At 71.0% G+C, this 21,804-nt stretch carries 16 protein-coding genes; 2 read left to right on the top strand and 14 right to left on the bottom strand.

Annotated elements, in window-relative coordinates; translation table 11 throughout:
• Positions 1-46: 46 nt before the first annotated feature.
• Positions 47-931: a class A beta-lactamase gene (gene bla, locus DLJ53_RS09390; RefSeq protein ID WP_111344599.1), complete on the bottom strand. Its 885-nt coding sequence runs from the start codon at positions 929-931 to the stop codon at positions 47-49.
• Positions 932-1,123: 192 nt separating this feature from the next.
• On the opposite strand from bla, the gene DLJ53_RS09385 reads away from it, so the two are divergent.
• Together DLJ53_RS09385 and DLJ53_RS09380 are read left to right on the top strand one after the other, a co-directional pair.
• Positions 1,124-2,005 carry a LysR family transcriptional regulator gene (locus DLJ53_RS09385; RefSeq protein ID WP_111344598.1) on the top strand — a complete coding sequence of 294 codons (882 nt, stop codon included), beginning with the start codon at positions 1,124-1,126 and terminating at the stop codon, positions 2,003-2,005.
• 158 nt (positions 2,006-2,163) lie between these two features.
• Entirely contained in the window at positions 2,164-3,543 is a 1,380-nt protein-coding gene (locus DLJ53_RS09380) for an MFS transporter (RefSeq protein WP_111344596.1), read from the top strand.
• A 13-nt stretch (positions 3,544-3,556) separates the two neighbouring features.
• On the opposite strand, the gene DLJ53_RS09375 is transcribed toward DLJ53_RS09380, so the two are convergent.
• From DLJ53_RS09375 to DLJ53_RS09315, 13 genes are all read right to left on the bottom strand, one after another.
• Positions 3,557-4,489: a copper resistance D family protein gene (locus DLJ53_RS09375; RefSeq protein ID WP_162409041.1), complete on the bottom strand. Its 933-nt coding sequence runs from the start codon at positions 4,487-4,489 to the stop codon at positions 3,557-3,559.
• On the bottom strand, positions 4,486-4,851 hold the full coding sequence (locus tag DLJ53_RS09370) for a copper resistance CopC family protein (RefSeq protein WP_162409039.1): 366 nt from the start codon (positions 4,849-4,851) through the stop codon (positions 4,486-4,488). Before DLJ53_RS09370 ends, DLJ53_RS09375 begins: the two co-directional genes overlap by 4 nt.
• Positions 4,852-4,959: 108 nt before the next feature.
• The gene (locus DLJ53_RS09365; protein WP_111344590.1) at positions 4,960-5,277 is read right to left on the bottom strand and encodes a copper-binding protein; all 318 of its coding nucleotides are present in this window, start codon (positions 5,275-5,277) and stop codon (positions 4,960-4,962) included.
• Positions 5,278-5,321: 44 nt separating this feature from the next.
• On the bottom strand, positions 5,322-8,498 hold the full coding sequence (locus DLJ53_RS09360) for an efflux RND transporter permease subunit (RefSeq protein ID WP_111344588.1): 3,177 nt from the start codon (positions 8,496-8,498) through the stop codon (positions 5,322-5,324).
• Positions 8,495-10,684, bottom strand: a complete 2,190-nt coding sequence (locus DLJ53_RS09355) for an efflux RND transporter periplasmic adaptor subunit (RefSeq protein ID WP_111344586.1) — start codon at positions 10,682-10,684, stop codon at positions 8,495-8,497. Before DLJ53_RS09355 ends, DLJ53_RS09360 begins: the two co-directional genes overlap by 4 nt.
• A 137-nt stretch (positions 10,685-10,821) precedes the next feature.
• Positions 10,822-11,295, bottom strand: coding sequence for a hypothetical protein (locus DLJ53_RS09350; RefSeq protein ID WP_111344584.1), 474 nt, complete (start codon positions 11,293-11,295; stop codon positions 10,822-10,824).
• Between the two features lie 171 nt (positions 11,296-11,466).
• Positions 11,467-13,860: a molybdopterin-dependent oxidoreductase gene (locus DLJ53_RS09345; protein ID WP_244935048.1), complete on the bottom strand. Its 2,394-nt coding sequence runs from the start codon at positions 13,858-13,860 to the stop codon at positions 11,467-11,469.
• 716 nt (positions 13,861-14,576) lie between these two features.
• On the bottom strand, positions 14,577-15,455 hold the full coding sequence (locus tag DLJ53_RS09340; RefSeq protein ID WP_111344582.1) for an SMP-30/gluconolactonase/LRE family protein: 879 nt from the start codon (positions 15,453-15,455) through the stop codon (positions 14,577-14,579).
• 29 nt (positions 15,456-15,484) lie between these two features.
• Positions 15,485-16,426, bottom strand: coding sequence for a 3,5-dioxohexanoate:acetyl-CoA acetone transferase (gene kce, locus DLJ53_RS09335; RefSeq protein WP_111344580.1), 942 nt, complete (start codon positions 16,424-16,426; stop codon positions 15,485-15,487).
• A gap of 11 nt (positions 16,427-16,437) precedes the next feature.
• On the bottom strand, positions 16,438-17,385 hold the full coding sequence (locus DLJ53_RS09330) for a 3-hydroxyacyl-CoA dehydrogenase (RefSeq protein ID WP_111344578.1): 948 nt from the start codon (positions 17,383-17,385) through the stop codon (positions 16,438-16,440).
• Positions 17,382-18,170: an SDR family oxidoreductase gene (locus tag DLJ53_RS09325; protein ID WP_111346181.1), complete on the bottom strand. Its 789-nt coding sequence runs from the start codon at positions 18,168-18,170 to the stop codon at positions 17,382-17,384. Before DLJ53_RS09325 ends, DLJ53_RS09330 begins: the two co-directional genes overlap by 4 nt.
• Positions 18,167-20,224, bottom strand: coding sequence for an ABC transporter permease (locus DLJ53_RS09320; protein ID WP_111346182.1), 2,058 nt, complete (start codon positions 20,222-20,224; stop codon positions 18,167-18,169). The genes DLJ53_RS09325 and DLJ53_RS09320 overlap by 4 nt, the downstream gene beginning before the upstream one ends.
• 11 nt (positions 20,225-20,235) lie before the next feature.
• Complete coding sequence (locus DLJ53_RS09315; RefSeq protein ID WP_111344577.1) at positions 20,236-21,756, bottom strand: sugar ABC transporter ATP-binding protein; 1,521 nt, start codon at positions 21,754-21,756, stop codon at positions 20,236-20,238.
• Positions 21,757-21,804 lie beyond the last annotated feature (48 nt).

Below are 21,804 nucleotides of genomic sequence, written 5' to 3'. Positions count from 1 at the left end.
GCGCCGGGTCGTGGGCCATGCCGCCGTGGCGCATGGCCCGGAAGGCTCAGCGGGCCTCGATGACGTCGACGACGGCCGCGCCGATCCGCGACAGGGCGCCATTGCGTGTCGTGAAGTCGGTCGGGGAGTCCGAGACGAAGATTGCCACGAAATAGGGAGGGCGGTCCTCCGGCGTGACCATCGCGACCAGATTGCGCGTGTAGCCTTCGCCACTCCCGGACTTGTCGGCCACGGTCCAGCCGTCGGGCGTTTCGGCGCGGATCAGTTTGCCGGTCACGCCGCCGTGGCTCATCCACTCCTCAAGCTGGTCTCGCGAGGTGGCGGACAGCGCGTCGCCGCGCAGCATCGCCTCCCAGGTCGAGAGCATCGCCGTCGGGCTCGTCGTGTCGCGCGGGTCGTCGGGGTCGAAGACGTTGAGTTCCGGCTCGAACCGGTCGAGGCGCGTGACCTCGTCGCCGGTGCTCCGCGCGAACGCCGTGACCGCCTGCGGTCCTCCCAGCCGCTCGATCAGGAGGTTCGCGGCCGGGTTGTCGCTGAGGTCCAGCGTCGCGAAGCACAGATCGCCGACGGTCATGGAGCCGCCGATGTGCTTCTCGGTCGTCGGCGCGTACTCGACCATGTCCTCCTCGCCGATCTCGATGGGCTCGTCGAGCGAGAGCGCGCCGCTGTCGACCTGCGCGAGGACGGCGCCGCAGAGCAGCGACTTGAACGTGCTCGCCATGAGGAACCGCTCGTCCTGGCGGTGGCCCCACTCCCAGCCCGAGGCGCTATCGCGCACAAGGACGCCGATCCGCGCGTCGATGTCCGTCTCGAGCGTGCGGATCGTGTCCGCGAGGCGGTCCTCCGCGTCGGCGGAGAGCGCCGGGGTGGAGATGAGGACGCACAGGGCCAGCCCCGCCGCGCGAGGCAGCGTGAACACATTACCGATCATGTTGGAAGGTCCTTGTCTCGGGCCGGCGCAGCCCTCGCGTGTCCCGGTCATAACGGGACATGGGTGCGAGTTCGGGCCGGTCTCGGAGGCGTTGAGCTATTAGTTGACTTCAGGTGTTTTTGATACCAGAGCCGCTTTCAGGCCGGCAAACGAGAAATCATCACGCAGGCCATTAGCTGAGGTCATGCCCCGATGGATCGACCCGACATCCCGCTCAACGCGCTCCGCGTCTTCGAGGTCGCGGTCCGGCAGGGGAGCTTCACCCGCGCTGCGGTCGAGCTTCGGGTGACGCAGGCCGCGGTGAGCCATCAGATCGCGCGGCTGGAGGACCTCCTCGGCAAGACGCTCTTCCTGCGCACCTCGGCCGGGCTGGTGCCCACCGACGAGGGGCGGGCGCTCTTCCCCGTGCTGGAGCACGGGTTCGACGCGATGGCGCGGACGCTGGACCGGATCAGCGGCGGACACCACGTCGAGGTGCTCAAGGTCGGGGTCGTCACGACCTTCGCGCTGGGCTGGCTGATGCCGCGCCTGCCGGCGTTCCAGCGCGCCCACCCGGAGATCGACTTGCGCCTCTCGACGCATAACAACCGGGTCGAAATCGGCCGGGAGGGGCTCGACATGGCGATCCGCTTCGGTGTCGGGAGCTGGCCGGGTGTCGAGGCGCTGCCGCTGCTGGAGACGCCGATGTCGCCGCTCTGCGCGCCGTCCGTCGCCGCCGCTCTCCATCACCCAGAGGACCTCGCCCAGCAGACGCTGCTGCGCAGCTACCGCAGCGACGAGTGGCCGCGCTGGTTCGCCGAGATCGGTGCCATCTGCCCCCCGCTCACGGGCCCGGTCTTCGACTCGTCGCTGGCTCTCGCCGAGGTCGCTGCCGGCGGCGCCGGCGTCGCGCTGCTCCCCGTCGCGATGCTGTCGCGCCATCTGGAGGAGGGGCGGCTCGTGCAGCCCTTCGGCCACACGGTCTCGACCGGACGCTACTACCTCACCCACCCCGCCGACCGCGCCGTGACACCCGCAATGAGCGGCTTTTCGGACTGGCTGCGCTCCGAACTCGGTTCGGGCGCCGAAGGCTAGCCGGCCGCCCGGTCCGCTCCGAACTGGATCGTCGCCTTCGCATGGCGTCGGCATCCGCACGGCCGTTGGATGCGTTGTCACGCTGACGGCAATTGCGGCACCCTGCGAGCGCTGGCGGGCCATGCCAGGCTCGGCCCGCACCACAGATGGACGTTGCGATGCTCTCGATCCTCCGGCACACCACCTACCGGCATCTCTTCGCGGCACAGGTGCTGTCGCTGATCGGAACCGGGCTGACGACCGTCGCGCTCGGCCTCCTCGCCTACGACCTCGCCGGGGCGGATGCGGGCCGCGTCCTCGGCACCGCGCTGGCGCTGAAGATGGTCGCCTACGTCGGCATCGCACCCGTCGCCGGCGCACTCGTCGGGCTGCTGCCGCGGCGGCGGTTCCTCGTCCTTCTCGACCTCATGCGCGCCGGAATGGTGCTGCTGCTGCCGTTCGTCACCGAGGTCTGGCAGATCTACGCGCTGGTGTTCGCCTTCCAGTCGTTCTCCGCCGCCTTCACGCCGACCTTCCAGGCGACGATTCCCGACATCCTCCCCGACGAGGAGGAGTACACCGAGGCGCTGTCGCTCTCCCGCCTCGCCTACGACCTGGAGTCGCTCGTGTCGCCGATGCTCGCGGGGGCGCTCCTCACGGTCATGAGCTTCCACTGGCTCTTCACGCTGAACGCGGCGGGTTTCCTCGCCTCCGCCGCCCTGGTGGGGACCGTGGTGCTGCCGGCGGTCGCGGCGAAGACGGAGCGGCCTTTCGTGAAGCGCGTGACGCGCGGGAGCTGGATCTACCTCGCGACGCCGCGCCTGAGGGGATTGCTGGCGCTCTCTTTCGCTGTCTCCTCGGCGGGGTCGATGGTGATCGTGAACACCGTCGTGATCGTGAAGGGGACGTTCGGCGGCACCGACGGCAACGTCGCGCTTGCCTTCGCCGCCTACGGGCTCGGGTCGATGGCGGTGGCGCTGTCCCTGCCGCGGCTGCTGGCGGCGCGCACCGGCGGCGCCGCTCGCATTGAACCGCGCCAGGCGATGCTCGCCGGCGGCGCGCTCCTGCCGCTGGGCCTCGTCCTCACCGCCGCGTCGAGCAGCTACGTCGCGCTGGTCGCGATCTGGGCGCTGATCGGCGTCGGGTCGTCGCTGGTGCAGACGCCGGGCGGGCTGCTCCTGCGCCGCTCGTCGCATCCGGAGGACCGGCCGGCCCTGTTCGCGGCGCAGTTCGCGCTGTCGCACGCCTGCTGGCTGCTGGCGTACCCTGCCGCGGGCTGGCTCGGTGCGACGGTCGGCATCACGACGACCGCGCTCGTCCTCGCCGTCGCGGCGACGTGCGGCGTCGGCGCCGCCGCCATCCTGTGGCCGCGGAGCGATCCGATGACGATCGAGCACGAGCACATCCCCGTCGCCCACCGCCATGGCGACGGCGACCCGGTGCATCATTCCACCGCCGGGGCAGATCCGAATGGCGACGGCTGGCACCGGCATCGACCGATCCGCCACGCGCACGCCTTCGTCATCGACGACCACCACCCGATCTGGCCCCGCCACTGACCCCGTGGCGCGCCTACGACGCTGCGGCGCCGAGCATGGCGTGGCTCGGAGGGGTCGCGACGGAGGTGAGCACCGCCGTCGCCAGCAGGATCGCCGCCACCGCCAGAGCCTCCAGCCTGATCGACCGGGCGAGCCGGCCGCGCATCGCCTCGTCTCCGGCGGCGAGGCCCGGGACCAGCCGCAGCTTGTTCTGTGCCGCGAGACCGAGGAGCACCGCCACGACCGCGAGCTTCACGAGGAAGATCCGCCCGTAGGCGCTGCCGAAGAGCCCGGCGGGCGTGGCGATCAGGACCGCGGCGAAGACCGCCCCGGCCGCGACGAGGGTCGCGACGACGTAGACGGCGTGGCGTCCGAAGGCCTCGAGGAGACACGCGGCGTCCTTCGCCGCGAGGCGGCGACTGGCGATCGCCAGCGGCGCGAAGGCGCCGACCCAGAAGCTGACCGCGACGAGGTGGATCGTCAGCATCGCCGGCAGGAGCCAGCGCGGCGCCTCCGTCGCATGGCCGACGAACGTGTAGGAAAAGGCGAACACCCCCGCGGCGAGGAACAGGATGAACCGGCCGAACGCGGTAGCGTAGGCGGCGAGGCCGACGGCGAGCAGGAGGAACCCGGCGAGGCGCACGGTGACGGCCCGGCCCACCGGTCCCTCCCAGACGATCTGGAGCATCATCGGCTCGGTCATCCCGCCGACGCCCATGCCGGAGAGGCGCCCCGCGCGGACGCACACGCCGGCCACCGCCAGAAGCACCGCCAGGACCAGCGCCGCCGCGCCGAGCAAGGCGGTCCGCCGCGCGAGGGACGCCGCTGCGTCGGGTGAGCTGGCCGGGAAGGCGCGGGCGCCATAGGCGGCCAGGTACAGGCCGCTGCCGACGGCGAGCAGTCCGGCGCCGTAACCCGCGGCGCGGATCAGGATCGCGAGAAGGGTGAAGCTGTCGACCTCGCTCACGGGGCGATCGTGAAGCCGACCGTTCCCGTCATGACGTGTCCGTCGGCGCCCATGCCGCGCCATTCGATCTGATACGCGCCCTCGGCCATCGCGCTGCCCGGCGTGGCTTCGAGCGTGGTGACGGGCTTCATCCCGTCGGTCCGTTCGAGCGGCACCTCGCCGCCGGGGCCGGTGAGCTTCAGGACGGTGATGCGCATCGGGCCGGTGAATTCCAGGCGCACGACCTTCGGCGGCGCGGAGAGGGTCTCGCCGTCCTTCGGGACGGCCGGTTTCGCGGCGGAGTGCGCAAACGCTCCGGGCGGGGCGGCGAGGAGCATCGTCGCCGCGAGGACGAGGCTGACGAAGCGGGCGACACGGATCATGGTTTCCTCCAGTCGTCTCATGGTTCGGCCGCGGTGGGGACGCGCCCGCCGCAGCGCTGTTCGTTTGGTGGTGGCCGGGGCGTGGTCGCCCCGGCCGTGGGTGCCGGCCTACTCGGCCGGCTCGATTGCGGTGATGCCGTACATGCCATCATCGCCCTTCTCCAGCATGATCGTCACCGAGTCACCCGGGGCGACGCCGCTGGTGTCCACATCGCCGAGGAGCGGCATGTCCATCGTCATCGCCGGCCAGCCGATCGCCGGGATCGGATCGTGGCTGACGTTGACGCTGCCGTCGCCGACGGAGTTCAGCTTCGCCGTCGCGTGCACGCCGTCGGCCATGCCGGCGTGGCTGCCGTGGTTCATCTGCGCGAGCGCCGGCGAGAGCGGCATGGCGACGAGGGCGAGGGCCAGAACGAGATTGCGCATGTGATCCTCCATGAGATGCGCGGGAAGGGAACGGCGCGGGCGGGTCATTCCGCCGGCGCCGGTGACGGAATCGCCGCGGGGGACGGGGCGGAGGCGTTGAGGCGCTTCAGCGCAATCAGCTTCCAGATCACGAACACCGCGGGGATGACGAAGAGGGTGAGGAGGGTCGCGGTCGCCATGCCGCCGATCATCGGCGCGGCGATGCGCTGCATGATCTCCGAGCCGGTGGCGTTGCCGAACATGATCGGGATCAGGCCGGCGAAGATGGTCGCGACCGTCATCACCTTGGGGCGCAGGCGCAGGAGCGCGCCCTCGAAGACGACGTCCTCGATGTCCTGGCGGACCAGGGCGCGGCACTCGACCTTCGCGCGGTCCAGCCGCTTGGCCCAGGCGAGGTTGAGGTAGAGCAGCATGACGATCGCCGTCTCCACCGCGACGCCGGCGAGGGCGATGAAGCCGACCAGCACCGCGACCGACATGTCGAACTGCAGCCACCAGAGGAGCCACACGCCGCCCGCCAGCGCGACGGGAAGGGCGGTGAGGATGATCACGACCTCGATGATGCGGTTGAACGCCAGGAATAGCATCAGCGCGATGATCATCAGCGTGGCGGGCGCCACCAGCGTCAGCCGCTCCTTGACGCGCTCCAGGTACTCGTACTGGCCGGACCAGGCGATCGAGTAGCCCGGCGGCAGGCTCACCTCCCGGGCGACCGTCGCCTGTGCCTCTGCCACGTAGGAGCCGAGATCGCGACCCGCGATGTCGATGAAGACGAAGCCCGTGCGCCGCGCGTTCTCGGAGCGGATCATGCCCGGCCCGTCGACGATGGCGACGTCCGCCACCGCGCCGAGCGGGATGTTGGCGCCGGAGGCGGTGACGACGGGAAGGTCCTCCAGCCGCTCCGGGCTGTTGCGCCAGTCCTGCGGGTAGCGAAGGTTGACGGGGAAGCGCTCCAGCCCCTCGACGCTCTCGGTGACCTGCATTCCGCCGATGGCGGTCTGCACCACGTCCTGCACCTCGCGGATGGAAAGGCCGTAGCGGGCCGCCGCGTCCCGGTCGATGTCGATCTCGATGAACCGGCCGCCGACGGGACGTTCCGCGTAGGCCGACGCGGTCCCGTCGATCCCGCCGACCGCGCGCTCGATGGCGACGCCGATGCGTTCGATCTCGGCAAGATCCGGCCCCGCGACCTTGACGCCGACCGGCGTCTTGATGCCCGTCGCCAGCATGTCGATCCGGTTCTTGATCGGCTGGATCCACACGTTGGTGACGCCCGGGACCTCAACCGCCTTGTCGAGCGCGTCGCGGATCCCGTCCATGGTCATTCCGGGTCGCCATTCCTCCCGCGGCTTCAGGCGGATGGTGGTCTCGATCATCGTCAGCGGCGCCGGGTCCGTCGCGGTATCGGCCCGGCCGAGCTTGCCGTGGACGGTCGCGACCTCCGGCACGGTGGCGATGAGCCGGTCGGTCTGCTGCAGCACCTCGCGGGCCTTGCCGATGGAGACGCCCGGATAGAGCGAGGGCATGTAGAGAAAGTCGCCCTCGTTCAGCGCGGGCATGAACTCCGAGCCGATCCGCTGCAGCGGCCACCACATCGAGGCGATCAGCGCCAGCGCGAGCACCACCGTCGCCCACGGCCAGGCCACCGCCGCGTCGAGGAACGGGCGGTAGATCATGATGCAGAGGCGGTTCAGCGGGTTCTTGCGCTCGGGGATGATCCTGCCGCGGATGAAGTAGCCCATCAGCACCGGCACGACGGTGATCGAGAGGATGGAGGCCGCGGCCATCGCGTAGGTCTTGGTGAAGGCGAGCGGCTTGAAGAGGCGCCCCTCCTGCGACTCCAGGACGAACACGGGCATGAAGCTGACCGTGATGATGGCGAGCGAGTAGAAGAGGGCTGGCCCGACCTCCGCCGTCACCTCGGCGACGATGCGCCAGCGGTTCTCGGCGGTGATCGTTTCCTTCTCCATGCGCCGGTGCAGCGCCTCGATCATGACGATGGCGGCGTCCACCATCGCGCCGATGGCGATCGCGATGCCGCCCAGCGACATGATGTTCGCGTTGACGCCCTGCAGCTTCATCACCAGCACCGCGGCGAGGATGCCCAGCGGCAGCGAGAACAGGATGACGAGCGACGAGCGCAGGTGAAGGAGGAACGCCGCGCACACCAGCACCACGACGATGAACTCCTCCCCCAGCTTGTGGCCGAGGTTGTCGATCGCCCGCTCGATCACGCCGGAGCGGTCGTACGTGGTGACGATCTCGACGCCCTCGGGGAGGCTCTCCTTCAGGGTCTCGAGCCGCTCCTCCACGGCGCGGATCGTGGCCAGCGCGTTGCCGCCCCAGCGCATGATGACGACGCCGCCGACGGCGTCGCCCTCCCCGTCGAACTCGCCGACGCCGCGGCGCATCTCCGGGCCGAGGCGGATCTCGGCGACGTCCGCCAGCGTCAGCGCCGCGCCGCGATCGTTGACCACGAGGGGGATCCTGGCGAGGTCGTCGAGCTCGTCGATGTAGCCGGTGGCGCGGACCATGTACTCCGCCTCCGCCATCTCGACGACGCTGCCGCCGGTCTCCTGGTTGGCGGCCCGGATGGCGTCGCGGACCTTCTGCAGCGGGATGCCGAAGGCGCGCAGCTTGTTGGGGTCGACGACCACCTGGTACTGCTTGACCATTCCGCCGATGGTGGCGACCTCCGAGACGCCCTCCACCGTCTGCAGCTCGTACTTGAGCCACCAGTCCTGCAGGGTGCGGAGCTGCGAGATGTCGTGCCGGCCCGTCCGGTCGATCAGCGCGTACTGGTAGATCCAGCCGACGCCGGTCGCGTCGGGCCCCAGTTCGGGCGCGGCGTTCTCCGGCAGGCGCGACTGCACCTGCGCCAGGTATTCGAGGACCCGCGAGCGGGCCCAGTAGAGGTCGGTCCCGTCCTCGAAGACGATGTAGACGTAGGAATCGCCGAAGAACGAGAAGCCGCGCACGGTGACCGCGCCCGGCACGGCGAGCATCGCGGTGGCGATCGGGTAGGTGACCTGGTCCTCGACCACCTGCGGCGCCTGGCCGGCGTAGGGCGTCTTCACGATGACCTGGACGTCGGAAAGGTCCGGGATCGCGTCGACGGGGGTGGAGCGGACGGCCCAGATCCCGCCGGCGGTCAGCATCAGCGCCAGCACGATGACGAGGAAGCGGTTCTGGATGGAGCCGCGGATGATGGCCGGGATCATCGCAGGGCCACCTCGTCGTCCTTGTCGGCGAGGCCGAGGAGGGTCAGCGTGAAGTCCGCCTCGCGCCGCATCAGCAGCGGCACCTCCCGGCCGATGGGCAGCTTCGCCGGGTCGAGGCCGTCCGCGAGGGCGAAATCCATCGTCATGCCGGGCATGCCGATGTCGGCCATCGGACCGTGTGTGACGTTCGCCGTGCGCGCCGCCGCGTCGACCCGGTTGATGGTGCCCTGCACCCGGATCGGCGGCGCAGCCGCCGTGACGCCGGTCAGGACCATGCGGCCGCTGCCGTCGACGGTGATCTCGAACGCGGCCGGCCCCGGGACGACGGCCGCCGGGTCGAGCCCGGCAGCGAGTGGGAAGTCCATCGTCATGCCCGGCATGCCGATCTCGGCGAGCGGGCCGTGGGTGATGTTGGCGGTGCGGGCCGCCGCGTCGACGCTGTTGACGGATCCCTCGGCCGCCATCGTGCGCATCCCGGGGGCCTCGGCCGCGGCGGACGGCGCGGCCGCGGCTCCCTCCGGCCGGACGGCGACGATGGCGTAGAGGCCGCCGCCCGCTCTGGCGAGGTCGAACTCGACGCGGGTGCCGACCGGCACGCTCGCCGTGTCGATGTCGCGGGTCGGCAGCGCCATGGTCATCGCGGGCCAAGCGAGCGCCGGGACAGGATCGTGCGCCAGGAGCAGCTTGCCGTCCGGCTCCACCCTCTCGACGACGCCGGTGCCGGTGGCCTCGACGCCGTCGGAGGCGGCGAGTTCGGTGAGGGCGAGCGTCCCGTCGGCGCCGCGCGCGGCGGCGAAGCGCACCTCCTCGCCGGTCGTCAGGTCCGCGAGGGGGACGTCGGCGCGCACCGTGAAGCGGGTCGTCATGGCCGGCCAGTCGAGCGACGGGATCGCCTCGTGGCGCACCTCGGCGCTGCGGCTGTCCGCGTCGAGTGCCACGAGGACGCCGGCGCCGGCCGCCGGCTCGGCCTCGGTCGGGGCCATGCGCATCAGCGCGCCGTTCATGGCGCTCTCGCTGTCGATGAGGAACTGGGCGGAGGCGACGACCTCCTCGCCCGGCTTCAGGCCCTGGACGATCTCGGTCCGCCCGCCCTCGCCGTAACCGTCCGTGAGCCCGGTGGTGACGAGGCGCGGCCGGAAGCGACCGTCGCCGACCTTCAGGATGACGCGTTCGGCGCGGCCGGTGCGGATCACCGCCTCGGACGGCACCGTCACCGCCTCGCGCCCCGAATCCGGCGCGAGCGAGACGGTCGCGTACATGTTGGGCCGCAGGAGCCCGTCGGCGTTGTCGAAGCGGAGGCGGACGGGGAGCGTGCGGGTCGAGCGGTCGAGCTCGGGGTAGATATAGTCGATCGTCCCCTCGAAGACGCGGCCCGGCAAGTGCTCGAACCGTGCCTCGGCGGTGGCATGCGGCGCCAGACGGCCGATGTCGCGCTCGAAGACGTCCGCCATCAGCCAGACCGAGCCGAGGTCGGCGATGCTCATGGCCCGCGTCGCGGGCTGCAGGAACATGCCGTCCGCCGCCTCCAGCGCGGTGACGACGCCGCCCTGCGGGGCGTAGACGGCGAGGCTGCGCGCGGTCTCGCGGGTGCGGGCCATCTCGTCGATCTGCCGGTCCGAGACGCCGAGGCTCTCCAGCTTGCGGCGGGCGTTGGCGATCTCGACCCTGTTGCCGCGCTCCACGGCGCGGACAAGCTCGGCGCTGCCGACGGTGACGTCCGGGGAGAAGATGCGGAAGAGGAGGTCGCCCTCGGCCACGCGGTCGCCGACGGCGCGGACCTTCAGGTCCTCGATCCAGCCCTCCGCGCGCACGTGGATGTGACTGGTGCGGTGCTCGTCGTAGCCGACGAAACCGACCGTCTCGATCCGGCGCGCCACGTCCTCCACCCGGGCGAGCGCGGTGCGCACGCCGATGGCGTTGATCTCGCGCGCGCTGACCTCGACCTCCGCCGGGTCACCGGACGGCTCGTCGCCCTCGTAGACGGGGATGAGGTCCATCCCCATCGGCGACTTGCCCGGACCGTCGCGCCGGAAGTTCGGGTCCATCGGCGCGACCCAGTAGGCGATCTTCGGTCCCTGGTCCGCGGCGCCCGTCGGCGCGCTGATGTAGTGACGCTCCCATGCGATCCCGCCTCCGAAGCTTGCGCCGAAGAGGAGGATCGACAGCGCGACGTGTCGACCTTGCATGACATGTTCCTGAGACTGCGGACGCGAGCCGCACCCGGCCGGAACGCCGGCGCCGCGATGGGCGCAGGCGCGGTCAGGGGCGCTGCGTCGAACACCGTTCGGAGCCGCCGGGGCGGCCCCGCGCTACGCGGTGGGTCTCAGTGGGATCTGGGAGGTCGCTCGAACGCCGGCGGGCTGGCGTCGTTGCCGGTCTTCTCCGGCAGCACGGGGGAGAAGCCGCGGACCCGCTCGCGTTCCGCGAGACGCAGGACCACGAGGTCCGCCGCCGGGCAGCACGCGCCGGGGTCGCAACATGAGCCGTCGTGATCGGCGGTTTCGGTGGCGCACGGTGGGGAGATCATGCCGTGCGCGGCGTGCTGCATGGCACCGCCGTGCATCGCCGCGTGGTCCATGTCGTGGCCGGTCCCGTCATCGGTCCCGTGGGCCATCGCATGTCCGACCATTCGGTGGCCGCCATCGCGCGGATGGTGCGCCTTTTCGGCGTTGCAGCCGCCCGTCGCCGCAGCCGCCTCGGTCCGATGCCCGGCCGAAGACATCGCCATCGCCCCCTGGGTGGGGGAGAGCGATCCCAGGATCGCCAGCGCGATGATGAGTCTGCGAAGGACGGACACGGGCCCCGAGTGGTCTCCGGAATCGGACAAACCTGCATAGACGGCGGCGGCAGGACTGTCTACGCCGCCGCCGCCGGATGCGTCCCGATGATGCAAGCCGCCCGCACGTCCTCGCCGCGGCGCCGCGAGGCTCGCGCGAACGAGGCGGTGCGGCGCGGTGGCGGCCGCGGATCAGGTCCCGGAACGGCGCGGATCGGGCACGAACTGCGGCGGGCGATCCACCGTGATCGGCGGCGGCGGTGCCCGGTAGGGCTCCACCTCGACGAGGGTGTTGCCGGGGGCGGGACCCCGGGACAGCGTCGAGGTTCCGTGGTCGTGGGTGAGGACGTTCGGATTGCCGTGAACGTCGAGGCCGCCCGGCGCCTCGGGCTGCAAGGGATCGTACCAGGCACCCGTCGCCATCTGGACGACGCCCTGCCGCAATGCGTCCGAGACGACGACACCGGCGAGACACGCGCCGCGGTCGTTGAAGACGCGCACGATGTCGCCGTCCCGGACGCCGCGCGCCCGCGCGTCCTCCGGGTGGAGGCGGATCGGTTCGCGTCCGGCGATCTTGGTGGCCTTGCTGACCCCGACGGGATCGAGCTGGCCGTGCAGGCGGTGCGCCGGCTGGTTCGAGATCAGGGCGAGGGGGAAGCGCTCGGCGAGCGGCCCGCCGAGCCACTCCCGAGGCGTGCGCCACATCGGATGGCCGCCGCAGTCGGGGTACCCGAAGCCCGCGATGGTCTCGCTGAAGAGCTCGATCCGGCCGGACGGCGTGTCGAGCGGCTGGCCCTGCGGATCGGCGCGGAAGGCGGCGAGCGCGTCGACGGGCTCCGGCGGCTGCGCGATCTCGGCGAACTCCTGTGCGCGGAAGGTCTCGTAGTCGGGGAGCTCCACGCCCAGAAGGGCCGAGCCGTGCCGCGTCTCCTCGTACATGTGGCGGAGCCATTCGGCGTCGCTCCGTCCCTCGGTGAAGCGCTCCTCGATGCCGAGGCGGGCGGCGAGAGCGGTGAAGATCGCGTAGTCGTCCCGCGCCTCGGCGTAAGGGTCGACCGCGCGCCTCATCGAGACGAGGTAGCGGTCCGTCGAGGAGGCGCCGATGTCGTCGCGCTCGATGGTGGTCGTCGCCGGCAGGACGATGTCCGCGCGGCGCGCCGTCGCGGTCCAGTGCGTCTCGTGGACGATGACGGTCTCGGGCTGCCGGAACGCGTCCACCAGCCGGTTGAGGTCCTGATGGTGGTGGAACGGGTTGCCGCCTGCCCAGTAGACGAGGCGGATCTTCGGCAGCGTCATCGCGGAACCGTCGTAGTCGAGGCGCGCGCCGGGACCGAGGAGCAGGTCCGCGATCCGCGCGACGGGGATCGACATCCCGACCGGGTTCGCGCCGGCGTCGAGGCGGGGCGTGCAGAACGGCGCCACCTCGTTGCCGATGCCGTGCAGCGAGCCGTAGCCGAAGCCGACGCCCCCGCCGGGGAGGCCGATCTGGCCGAGCATCGCGGCCAGCGCGACGGCCGCCCAGAAGACGTCCTCGCCATGGTCGGCGCGCTGCAGCGACCAGGAGAGGGCGATGAACGAGCGCGACCGCGCGAGGTCGCGGGCCAGCGTGCGGATCCGGTCGGCGTCGAAGCCGGTGATCGTCGCGGCCCAGTCGGCGTCGAACGAGGCGCCGGACCGGCCTTCGCGGAGATACTGCGCGAAGGCGTCGTAGCCGTGGCAGTGCGAGGCGAGAAAGCCCTCGTCCGCCAGCCCCTCGGCGAGGAGGGTATGGCAGAGCCCGAGGATGAGCGCGGTGTCGGTCCCCGGGATCGCCGGCCACCACTCCGAACCGATGCCCTCCACGTCGTCGGCGAGCGGGCTGACGTTGACGATGCGGCAGCGCTTGCCGAGCTCCCTCAGCCAGCTTTCCTGGCGGTGCTCGCCCGGGCCGCCGGACTCGATCTGCGTGTTGCGCGACGGCATGCCGCCGAAGGCGAGGAACAGCTCGGTGTTGGCCGCGATCGAGCGGCGGCCGGTCGTGACGCCGAACAGCATCGCCGAGGAGCCGAGGACATGCGGCAGCAGCACCATGCCGGCGCCGAAGGAGTAGTTGTTGACCTGGCCGACCGCGCCGCCGAACGTGTTCAGGAAGCGCTTCACCTGCGTCTTCGCGTGGTGGAAGCGCCCGGCGCTCGACCAGCCGTAGGAGCCGCCGAAGATGGCCGAGTTGCCGTGGTCCTTTTTCACGCGGGCAAGCTCTGCGGCGACGAGGTCGAGCGCCTCGTCCCAAGGCACCTCCACGAACGGATCGGCGCCTCGCTCGCGCCGGCTGTCGGCAGGGCCGCGCTCGAGCCAGCCCTTTCGCACCGCGGGCCGGGCGATGCGGGTCGGATGATCGTACGCCTCGACCATGCCCTCGAGGAGGGGGGACGGCTTCGGATCGCGCTCGAAGGGGACGATGGCTATCGGCCGGCCCGCCGCGCTCGCCACGCGGAACACGCCCCAGTGCGCGCTGTTCAGCACCATGGGATCGATAGCAGGCGATGCCTCGGTGGTCTCGCCGGGGTGCACGTCGTTGTCGATCGAATGGGGGCGGCGCGTCGTCATGGGTCTTGAAGGTATCCGGTGCAGGGGGCTGTAAAGGGGCGGCCGCGCATGTCATCGATGCACGACCGGACGCGATCGGGGAACGGGTCCCGATCCGCGCTGCCCGGCGGGGCGGGGAGCTTGCCGGAGAGTTCGAAGCCGGACCGCGCCCGTCGGGACGGCGGCCATCAATCGGCGCCGGGGGCGCGTTCGTCAAGTTTCGGTCAACGCCGGCGGTCCTGACGGGTCCGCGCGCGAGGATGGCGCCGCGCCCGCCGGGGCGCTCGCGCTACGGGGCCCGTCGGGGAGCCGGGCGAACGGGACCATCCGCGCGCGCCCGATCGAGCCGCCTGATTCGATGCTGCCGTTTTGCGTCCGGTGTCTGCGGGTGACCACGCGTGAAGCGGATTGTGCGCCTGAGCGTCCCGGTGTGCGCCCGGGTGCGCCTCGTGGCGTGATCCGCCGGCGCGGGCCGGACCATAGGTATTCGCGATGCCTTTCCGGGCCGCGAGACGATGAGCGCAGGGCACATGGCGCTGCGCTCGCCCGCCCGGCGATCTGTTGCCTGTGGTCCGGCGGGGGCGGGACGTCCCGTTCCCCGCGTCTCGGCTTGCCCCTCCTGGGGCAAGCATGTCCGCCGGAAGCCGAGGCGCCCGTTTGGATCGGCTGGCGGGGCCGGCGGCCTCCGCCCGCCCTCGTGCGAGGCCGCCGGTGGGCGGCCGGGAGGCGGACCGCCGTCAGGCGCCGAAGCGCGGCTCCGGCAGGCCGGTGATCCCGAGGTCATGGATGGCGAAGACCGCGCCACGCTGGATGCCGTCGCCGGGGAAGCGTGGCAGCGGGGGCCGAGCCATCGACGTCACGTAGAGGATGTCGAGGTTGGGGCCGCCGAAGGCCATGCTGGTGACCTTCTTGACCGGCATGTCGATCACTCGCTCCACTGCGCCGGCCGGCGTATAGCGAACGAGCTTCCCGGCATAGACCAGCGCATTCCAGAGACAGCCCTCGCTGTCGACTGTCGACCCGTCCGATCCGCCGCCCTCGCTGCCGTCGACCGCTCCGAAATGTCGCCGGTTGGACGGCGTCCCGGTCTCGATGTCGTAGTCGTAGGCCCAGATCTCCCCCGACCAGGTGTCGGAGAAGTAGAAGGTCTTGTCGTCGGGGCTGAAGCAGGGGCCGTTCGAGCAGATGAGCCCTTCGTCGATCCTGGTGACGGAGAAGTCCGGATCAAGCCGGTAGAGGGCGCCGTAGCGACCCTCCTCGAGGGTGTCCATCGAGCCGGCGAAGAAGCGGCCCCGGCGGTCGACCTTGCCGTCGTTGATGCGGTTGTTCGGCCGGTCCGGCTCGGGGTTGTGGATGAGCTCGCAGTCACCGGTGGTGAAGTCCAGCGCGTAAAACCCTGTCTCCAGCGAGCAGATTGCCCCCTTGCCGTCCTTGCGCAGGGCCATCGAGCCGATCTTCTCCGGCACGTCCCAGGCGCGGATCTCGCCGCCGGCCGCTGTGGTGCGGAAGATGCGGCCGTCGAAGCTGTCGATGAAGTAGAGCCTCTCCTGCTCGGCGTCCCAGATCGGGCCTTCGCCGAGCGTGGTCTTCACGTCGCACACGATCTCGATGCGCATGGTGGTCCTCCCTTATAGTTGCGTGCGCGTCAGAACGCGACGTTGTCGCCGCCCTTGAGCGACAGGATCTCGCGGGCTTCGGTGGGGGTCGCGACCGTCATGCCGAGGCCTTCGATGATCTGGCGCGCCATGCGCACCTGATCGGCGCTGCAGGTGGCGAGCTTGCCCTTGCCGGCCCACAGCGAGTCCTCGAGGCCGACGCGCACGTTGCCGCCGAGGGCCGCCGCCTGCGCGGCGATGCGGAGCTGGCTCGCCCCGGCACCCAGCACCGACCAGCGATAGTCGGTCCCGAGCAGGCGGTCGGCCGTGCGCTTCATGTGCATGACGTCCTCGGGGTGGGTCCCGATCCCGCCGAGGAGGCCGAACACGGACTGCACGAAGAAGGGAGGCTTCACCAGCCCGCGGTCGGCGAAGTGGGCGAGGTTGTAGAGGTGGGCGATGTCGTAGCACTCGAACTCGAAGCGCGTGCCGTTCCCGTAGCAGGTCTCGAGGATGTACTCGATGTCCTTGAAGGAGTTGCGGAAGACGAGATCGCGCGTCGCCTCGAGATGGGGCTTCTCCCAGTCGTGCTTGAACGTGTCGTACTTCGGCGCGAGGTGGAACAGGCCGAAGTTGATCGAGCCCATGTTGAGGGATGCGACCTCCGGCTTGTAGGTCGCGGCCGGCAGGACGCGCTCCTCGACCTTCATGTAGGGGCTGCCGCCGGTGGTGATGTTGATCGCCGCGTCGGTCGCCTGCTTGATGCGCGGCAGGAACGGGGCGAAGGCCTCGGGTGTCTGATCCGGCTTGCCGGTTTCAGGATCGCGGGCGTGGAGATGCAGGATCGCCGCGCCGGCCTCGGCGGCGCCGATGGCGTCGGCGGCGATCTGGTCGGGCGTGATCGGCAGGTACGGCGACATCGTCGGCGTATGGATCGCGCCGGTCACGGCGCAGGTGATGATGACTTTGCCCTGGGGCTGGAGGGTGGCCATAACGTCTCCGATCAGCGGCCGAACGTGTCGTCGGCGAGTTTCTTGTGGGCGCGCAGGGCCATCAGGCGGCGGTCACGCCAGATCTGGCGCTCCGCGAGACCGTCCTGCGGGGTCACCGTCCGCCGCTGGGCGGTGACGGTGTCGAGGACCGCGCCGGTCCAGTCGGCGCGCCTCTGCGATTGCGCGAAGATCCCGGCGTAGAGGTCGTTGTAGCGGGCGACGTAGTCGGCGACGCCGCCCGGCGCGTTGAGGTCGATGGTCTCGAACGGGCCGATGAAGGACCAGCGGAGGGCAAGCCCGTCGGCGATCCCGCGGTCGATGTCCTCGGGACCGGCGTAGCCTTCGGCGACGAGGCGGAACGCCTCCTCGAGGAGCGCGCCCTGCAGGCGGTTCATGATGAAACCGTCGATCTCCCGGGTCATCACGAGCGGCACCTGGCCGACTTCGCGCAGGAACGCCTCGGCACGGCGCATCACGTCCGGATCCGTCCACGGCGCCGGGACGAGCTCGACGGCCGGGACGAGGTAGGGCGGGTTGATCGGGTGCGCGACGATGCAGCGTGCGCGTCCGGGGAGCCCCTCGGAAAAGGCCGACGGCAGGAGTCCCGAGGTGGAGCTCGCGAGGATCGTGTCCGGCGCGGCGATGCGGTCGAGCGCCGCGAAGGTCTCGCGCTTCGGCTCGATCCGCTCGGGGCCGCACTCCTGCACCCACTCGGCGCCGTCGAGCGCCGCCTCGATGGTCGTGACCGGATGGATCGCGGCGAGGACCTCGGCGACGGTCCGGCCACCCAGCAGATCGTTCGCGGCGAGGTCGTCGGCGACGGTGGCGATGAAGCCGGCGGCGCCCGGGGCCGCGGCGGGGTCCGGGTCCCACAGCCGGACCGTGCGGCCCGCGCGGGCGAACGTGATGGCGAAGGCGCGCCCGATCAGGCCGGCGCCGACGATCGCGACCGCGCTCATAGCGATTCCAGGTTCCCGTCGACCGGCAACGAGAGGCCCGACAGATTGGCGCCCGCGTCCGACAGCAGGAAGGCGACGGACCTCGCGATGTCGTCGGCGCTCACCATCCGCCGCAGCGAGATGCGGTCGAGGTACTGCGCTTCCATGGTCTCGTAGGGGACGCCGACCTGATCGGCGCGGGCGCGGATCACGCCCTCCATGCGCGGCCCGGCGACGATCCCCGGGAGGACCGCGTTGACGCGGATGTTGGCCGGGCCGAGCTCCTTGGCGAGCGACTGGGTGAAGCCGATGACGCCCCATTTCGTCGCCGCGTAAGGCGTCCGGAAGGCATAGCCGAAGCGGCCCGCCGATGAGGACATCGAGACGATCGAGCCGCCGCCCGCCGCCTTCAGGTGCGGCACCGCGAGGCGCGCGCACAGGAACTGCCCGGTCAGCCCGATATCGAGCGTACGGCGCCAGTCGTCGATGGAGAGGTCCTCGACACCGCCGGTGGGTCCGGCGATCCCGGCGTTGTTGATGAGCGCGTCGAGGCCGCCGAGGGTGTCGAGTGCCGCGGCAAAGAAGGACTCGACGTCGCCCTCGTCGGAGACGTCGGCGCGGGCGGTGAGGGTCCCCGGCAGTGCCGCGGCGGCAGCATCGAGGGCGGCGTCGTCGACGTCGCAGATGGCGAGGCGGCAGCCGGCCGCGTGCAGGACACGGGCGATGGCGAGGCCGATGCCCCCGGCGCCCGCGGTGATGATCACGCGCTGGCCGGCGAGCCCGGTTACGATGTCGGACACGTTCAGCTCCTTTTGTCGCGCAGGGCGAGGACGGCGGCGAGGACGACGCAGCCGAAGACGATGGCGCGGAAGGCGTAGGGAAGGTTGGTGCCGGCGAGCAGCGTCTGCAGTGCGGTGAGGAGCAGGGCGCCACCCACCATGCCGAGGAAGTGCCCGCGCCCGCCGGTGATGAGTGCGCCGCCGACGACGACGACCGCGATCGACGGCAGGAGGTAGTCGTCGCCCATGCCGAGGCTCGCTTGGCCCGCGAACCCCGTCAGCAGGATCCCGACGAGCGCGGCGCAGACCGCCGAAAGGACGTAGACCCCCACGGTGACCCGGCCGACGCGAACGCCGGAGAGCCGGGCCGCCGCAGGGCTGTTGCCGATCGCCGTGACGCGGCGGCCGAACGGCGTGCGCGACAGCAGCAGGGTGCCGGCGACGACGATGATCGCGAGCAGGACCACGACCGGCGTTACGCCGAAGACCCGGCCCGTCATCAGCGTGCGCAGGAGGGGCGAGGCGAAGCCGGAGGGGGTTCCGTCGGAGTAGAGGAGGGCGGCGCCCTGCAGGATGCCGTTGGCGGCGAGCGTGACGACGATCGGCGAAAGGCCGAGCGCGACGACGCCCAGTCCGTTGGCGAGGCCGACGATGGCCGCGACCGCGATGACGATCGGCACCGCGTAGATCAGCGCGACGTCCGACCCCTGGACCAGTCCCGCGCACATGATGCCGGCGAGGCCGATCATCCACGGCACCGAGAGGTCGAGCCCGCCCGTGAGGATCACCGCGCCCTGCCCGAGGGCCAGGATGACGAGGAAGGTCGACAGCACCAGGAGCGAGTTCCAGAAGTGCCAGTTGCCGAGCGTATTGCCGAGAAGGGCCTGCGTCGCGACGAGGACGAGCACGAGGCAGATCCAGGCCGGCAGGCTGTAGCGCAGCGTTCCGGCGTTGCGGGCGAAGAAGCCGGCGGCGACGGGCTGCGCGGTGCCCCGTCCGGCGACGAAGTCGAGCCGCCGGTCGGCGCCGCCGCGCTGGGCGACGCTGGAACCGGCCCGGCGGGCGCGGACGGCACCCGCGAGGCGCCGCAGCGCTTCCATCAGCACCGAGTCGCGACTGAAGGCGCCGACGAGGACCGCGGCCAGCAGCACGCCGGCCTCGGCGATCGTCGAGTAGTAGGCCGAGACGCCGAGGGCGAGGAGCACGTTGACGACGATCATCAGGACGAAGGCGCCGACGATCGTGCCGACGAGCCCGCCGCGTCCGCCGCCGAGCCGCGTGCCCCCGATCACCACCGCGGCGAACATCGGCAGGAGCAGAGAGTTACCGACGAGCGGATCGCCGGAGCCGGTCTGCGCCGAGATGAAGACACCGGAAAGGCCGTAGAAGCCGCCGGCGAGGACGTATGTGGCGAAGCGCACCCAGGCGACGCGCACACCGGTGGCCGCGGTCGACTGGGGTTCGCTCCCGACCGCGTAGAGGGCGATGCCGTAGGGCGACGACTTCAGCCACATCCAGGCGAGCGCGGCGACGAGAAGCAGCACCGCCGGGCTCGGGATCAGCCCGGTGACCGCATCGCCCATGTAGAAGGTGCCGAGAGTCGGGGAGATCATGCCGCCCGGCTGCTCGAGGACCAGCAGGGTCGCACCCTGGACGATGAACATCGTCGACAGGGTCACGACGATCGGCTGCAGCCGCAGGAAGGCGACGAAGAAGCCGTTGACCGCACCGACGGCCATGCCGGTGCCGACGCCGACAAGGGTCCACAGCAGCACGGAGGCTTCGAAATCCATCGGGTCCATGTTCGCCGCCAGCGTCGCGTTGACGAGCGACACGACGGCGCCGGCGGAAAGATCGAACCCGCCGGAGAGGATCACCAGCGTCTGCCCCATGGCGGCGAGCGCGAGCGGCGCGGCGCCGGAGATCTGGTAGGAGATGTCGAAGTAGGTCAGCGGCCCCGGGCTGATCACGTCGATGAACGCGAAGAGGGCGAGGAAGACCGCGAGCGCCGCGATCGGGCCGCGGGAGCGCACCAGGAAGCGGGAGAGGGAGCGGGCGGCGTGCGGGCGGGCGGCGGGCATCGGAATCACGCTCACGCCGCGGCCTTCGCGTTGCCGAGGGCGGCATCCATAATGGTCACCTCGTCGAGGTCGTCCGCGTCGAGCCGTGCCGCCACGTGTCCCTCGTAAAGGACGATCACGCGGTCCGAGAGGTGGACGAGCTCGGGGATTTCGGTGGAGTGGAAGAGGATCGCGCCGCCCGCGTTCGCGAACGCCCGCATCAGCTCGTAGATCTCATGCTTGGTGCCGACGTCGATGCCGCGCGTGGGGTCGAAGAGGAGGAGGATCCGGCTCTCGGCCACGAGCCACTTGGCGAGCGCGATCTTCTGCTGGTTGCCTCCCGAGAACGCGCTCGCGGGACGGTAGGTGGCGCCCCGGGTCACGCTGAGAAGGTCGAAGACCTTGCTGGCGGCACTCTCCTCGCGGGCCCGGTCGGCGAGGCCGAAACGCGTGAAGCGGTCCGCGACGGGGAGGGTCGCGTTGGTGGTGCCGTCGAGCTGAAGAAAGAGGCCCTCGGTCTTGCGATCCTCGGGCAGGAGGCCGATGCGCAGCGACGGGGCGAGCGCATCGGCGGGGGAGGAGAGGTGGACAGGCGCGCCGTCGACCAGCATGGCGCCCTCGTCGATCGGCCTTGCGCCGAACAGTGCCTCGAAGAGGTCGCGCTGGCCCATGCCCTGGAGGGCGGCGACGCCGAGGATCTCCCCGGGCCTGAGGTCGAAGTCGACGTCCCGCAGCTTTGGACCGCTCGACAGCCGGCGCGCCTGAAGGACTGGCGCAGGGGCGGTGTCATTTCTGGGCGGGCGCGCAGGAAAGGTCTGGTCGAGCGAGCGGCCGATGATGAGCTCCACCACCTCGGCATCGGAGAACTCCTCGACGCGGCCGGTACGGATGTGGCGTCCGTTCCTGAGGATGGTCATCGTCTCGCAGAAGTCCCGCACCTCGGGCAGGCGGTGGGAGATGAAGATGACGGTGACGCCGCGCGCCCTGGCGCCGGCGATGATGCGGCCGAGCCATCCGACGTCGCTGCCGGCGAGGGCGGACGTCGGTTCGTCGAGGAGGAGGATCTTGGGCTCGCGGAAGAGCGCCCGCGCGATCTCGATCTTCTGCCGCAGGGCAAGGTCGAGCGTCCCGGCCTCGGCGTGAAGGTCGACGTCGATGCCGAGCGCGTCGAAGTGCGCGGCGACGGCGTCGGCCACCTGCGAGCGCCGCAGCATTCCGAGCGGGCCGACGGGCGCGCGGGGGATCAGCATGTTGTCGAGCACGGAGAGGTCGCGGACCAGGGTAAGCTCCTGGAATGCGGTCTGGATGCCGAGCCGATGGGCGGTGCGCGGGGAGGCGATGCGGGTCGCCGCTCCGTCGACCGCGATCGTGCCGCGGCTCGGCTCGATCAGCCCCGACAGGAGCTTCATCGTGGTGGACTTGCCGGCTCCGTTCTCGCCCAGCAGGGCGTGGACGGTGCCGGGGGCGACTTCGAACGAGACGTCCTCGAGCGCCGTCACCGGGCCGAACGATTTCGATACGCCGCTGAGGGCGACGGCAGGCGGAAGTGTCATGTCGTGTGTCCCGAGAGCGGCGCGGCGGGGTCGCGGGTGACGCCGCTT

The sequence above is a fragment of the Acuticoccus sediminis genome, assembly GCF_003258595.1.
Lineage (GTDB): Bacteria > Pseudomonadota > Alphaproteobacteria > Rhizobiales > Amorphaceae > Acuticoccus > Acuticoccus sediminis.
This window is presented reverse-complemented; position numbering and strand designations above follow the sequence as displayed.

Coding starts and splice junctions, on each gene's coding strand:
- DLJ53_RS09315 (WP_111344577.1), bottom strand. CDS start 21,756: ATGACACTTCCGCCTGCCGTCGCCCTCAGCGGCGTATCGAAATCGTTC.
- DLJ53_RS09360 (WP_111344588.1), bottom strand. CDS start 8,498: ATGATCCCGGCCATCATCCGCGGCTCCATCCAGAACCGCTTCCTCGTC.
- DLJ53_RS09345 (WP_244935048.1), bottom strand. CDS start 13,860: ATGACGACGCGCCGCCCCCATTCGATCGACAACGACGTGCACCCCGGC.
- kce (WP_111344580.1), bottom strand. CDS start 16,426: ATGGCCACCCTCCAGCCCCAGGGCAAAGTCATCATCACCTGCGCCGTG.
- DLJ53_RS09320 (WP_111346182.1), bottom strand. CDS start 20,224: ATGCCCGCCGCCCGCCCGCACGCCGCCCGCTCCCTCTCCCGCTTCCTG.
- DLJ53_RS09370 (WP_162409039.1), bottom strand. CDS start 4,851: ATGATCCGTGTCGCCCGCTTCGTCAGCCTCGTCCTCGCGGCGACGATG.
- bla (WP_111344599.1), bottom strand. CDS start 931: ATGATCGGTAATGTGTTCACGCTGCCTCGCGCGGCGGGGCTGGCCCTG.
- DLJ53_RS09340 (WP_111344582.1), bottom strand. CDS start 15,455: ATGCGCATCGAGATCGTGTGCGACGTGAAGACCACGCTCGGCGAAGGC.
- DLJ53_RS09330 (WP_111344578.1), bottom strand. CDS start 17,385: ATGAGCGCGGTCGCGATCGTCGGCGCCGGCCTGATCGGGCGCGCCTTC.
- DLJ53_RS09365 (WP_111344590.1), bottom strand. CDS start 5,277: ATGCGCAATCTCGTTCTGGCCCTCGCCCTCGTCGCCATGCCGCTCTCG.
- DLJ53_RS09380 (WP_111344596.1), top strand. CDS start 2,164: ATGCTCTCGATCCTCCGGCACACCACCTACCGGCATCTCTTCGCGGCA.
- DLJ53_RS09385 (WP_111344598.1), top strand. CDS start 1,124: ATGGATCGACCCGACATCCCGCTCAACGCGCTCCGCGTCTTCGAGGTC.
- DLJ53_RS09355 (WP_111344586.1), bottom strand. CDS start 10,684: ATGCAAGGTCGACACGTCGCGCTGTCGATCCTCCTCTTCGGCGCAAGC.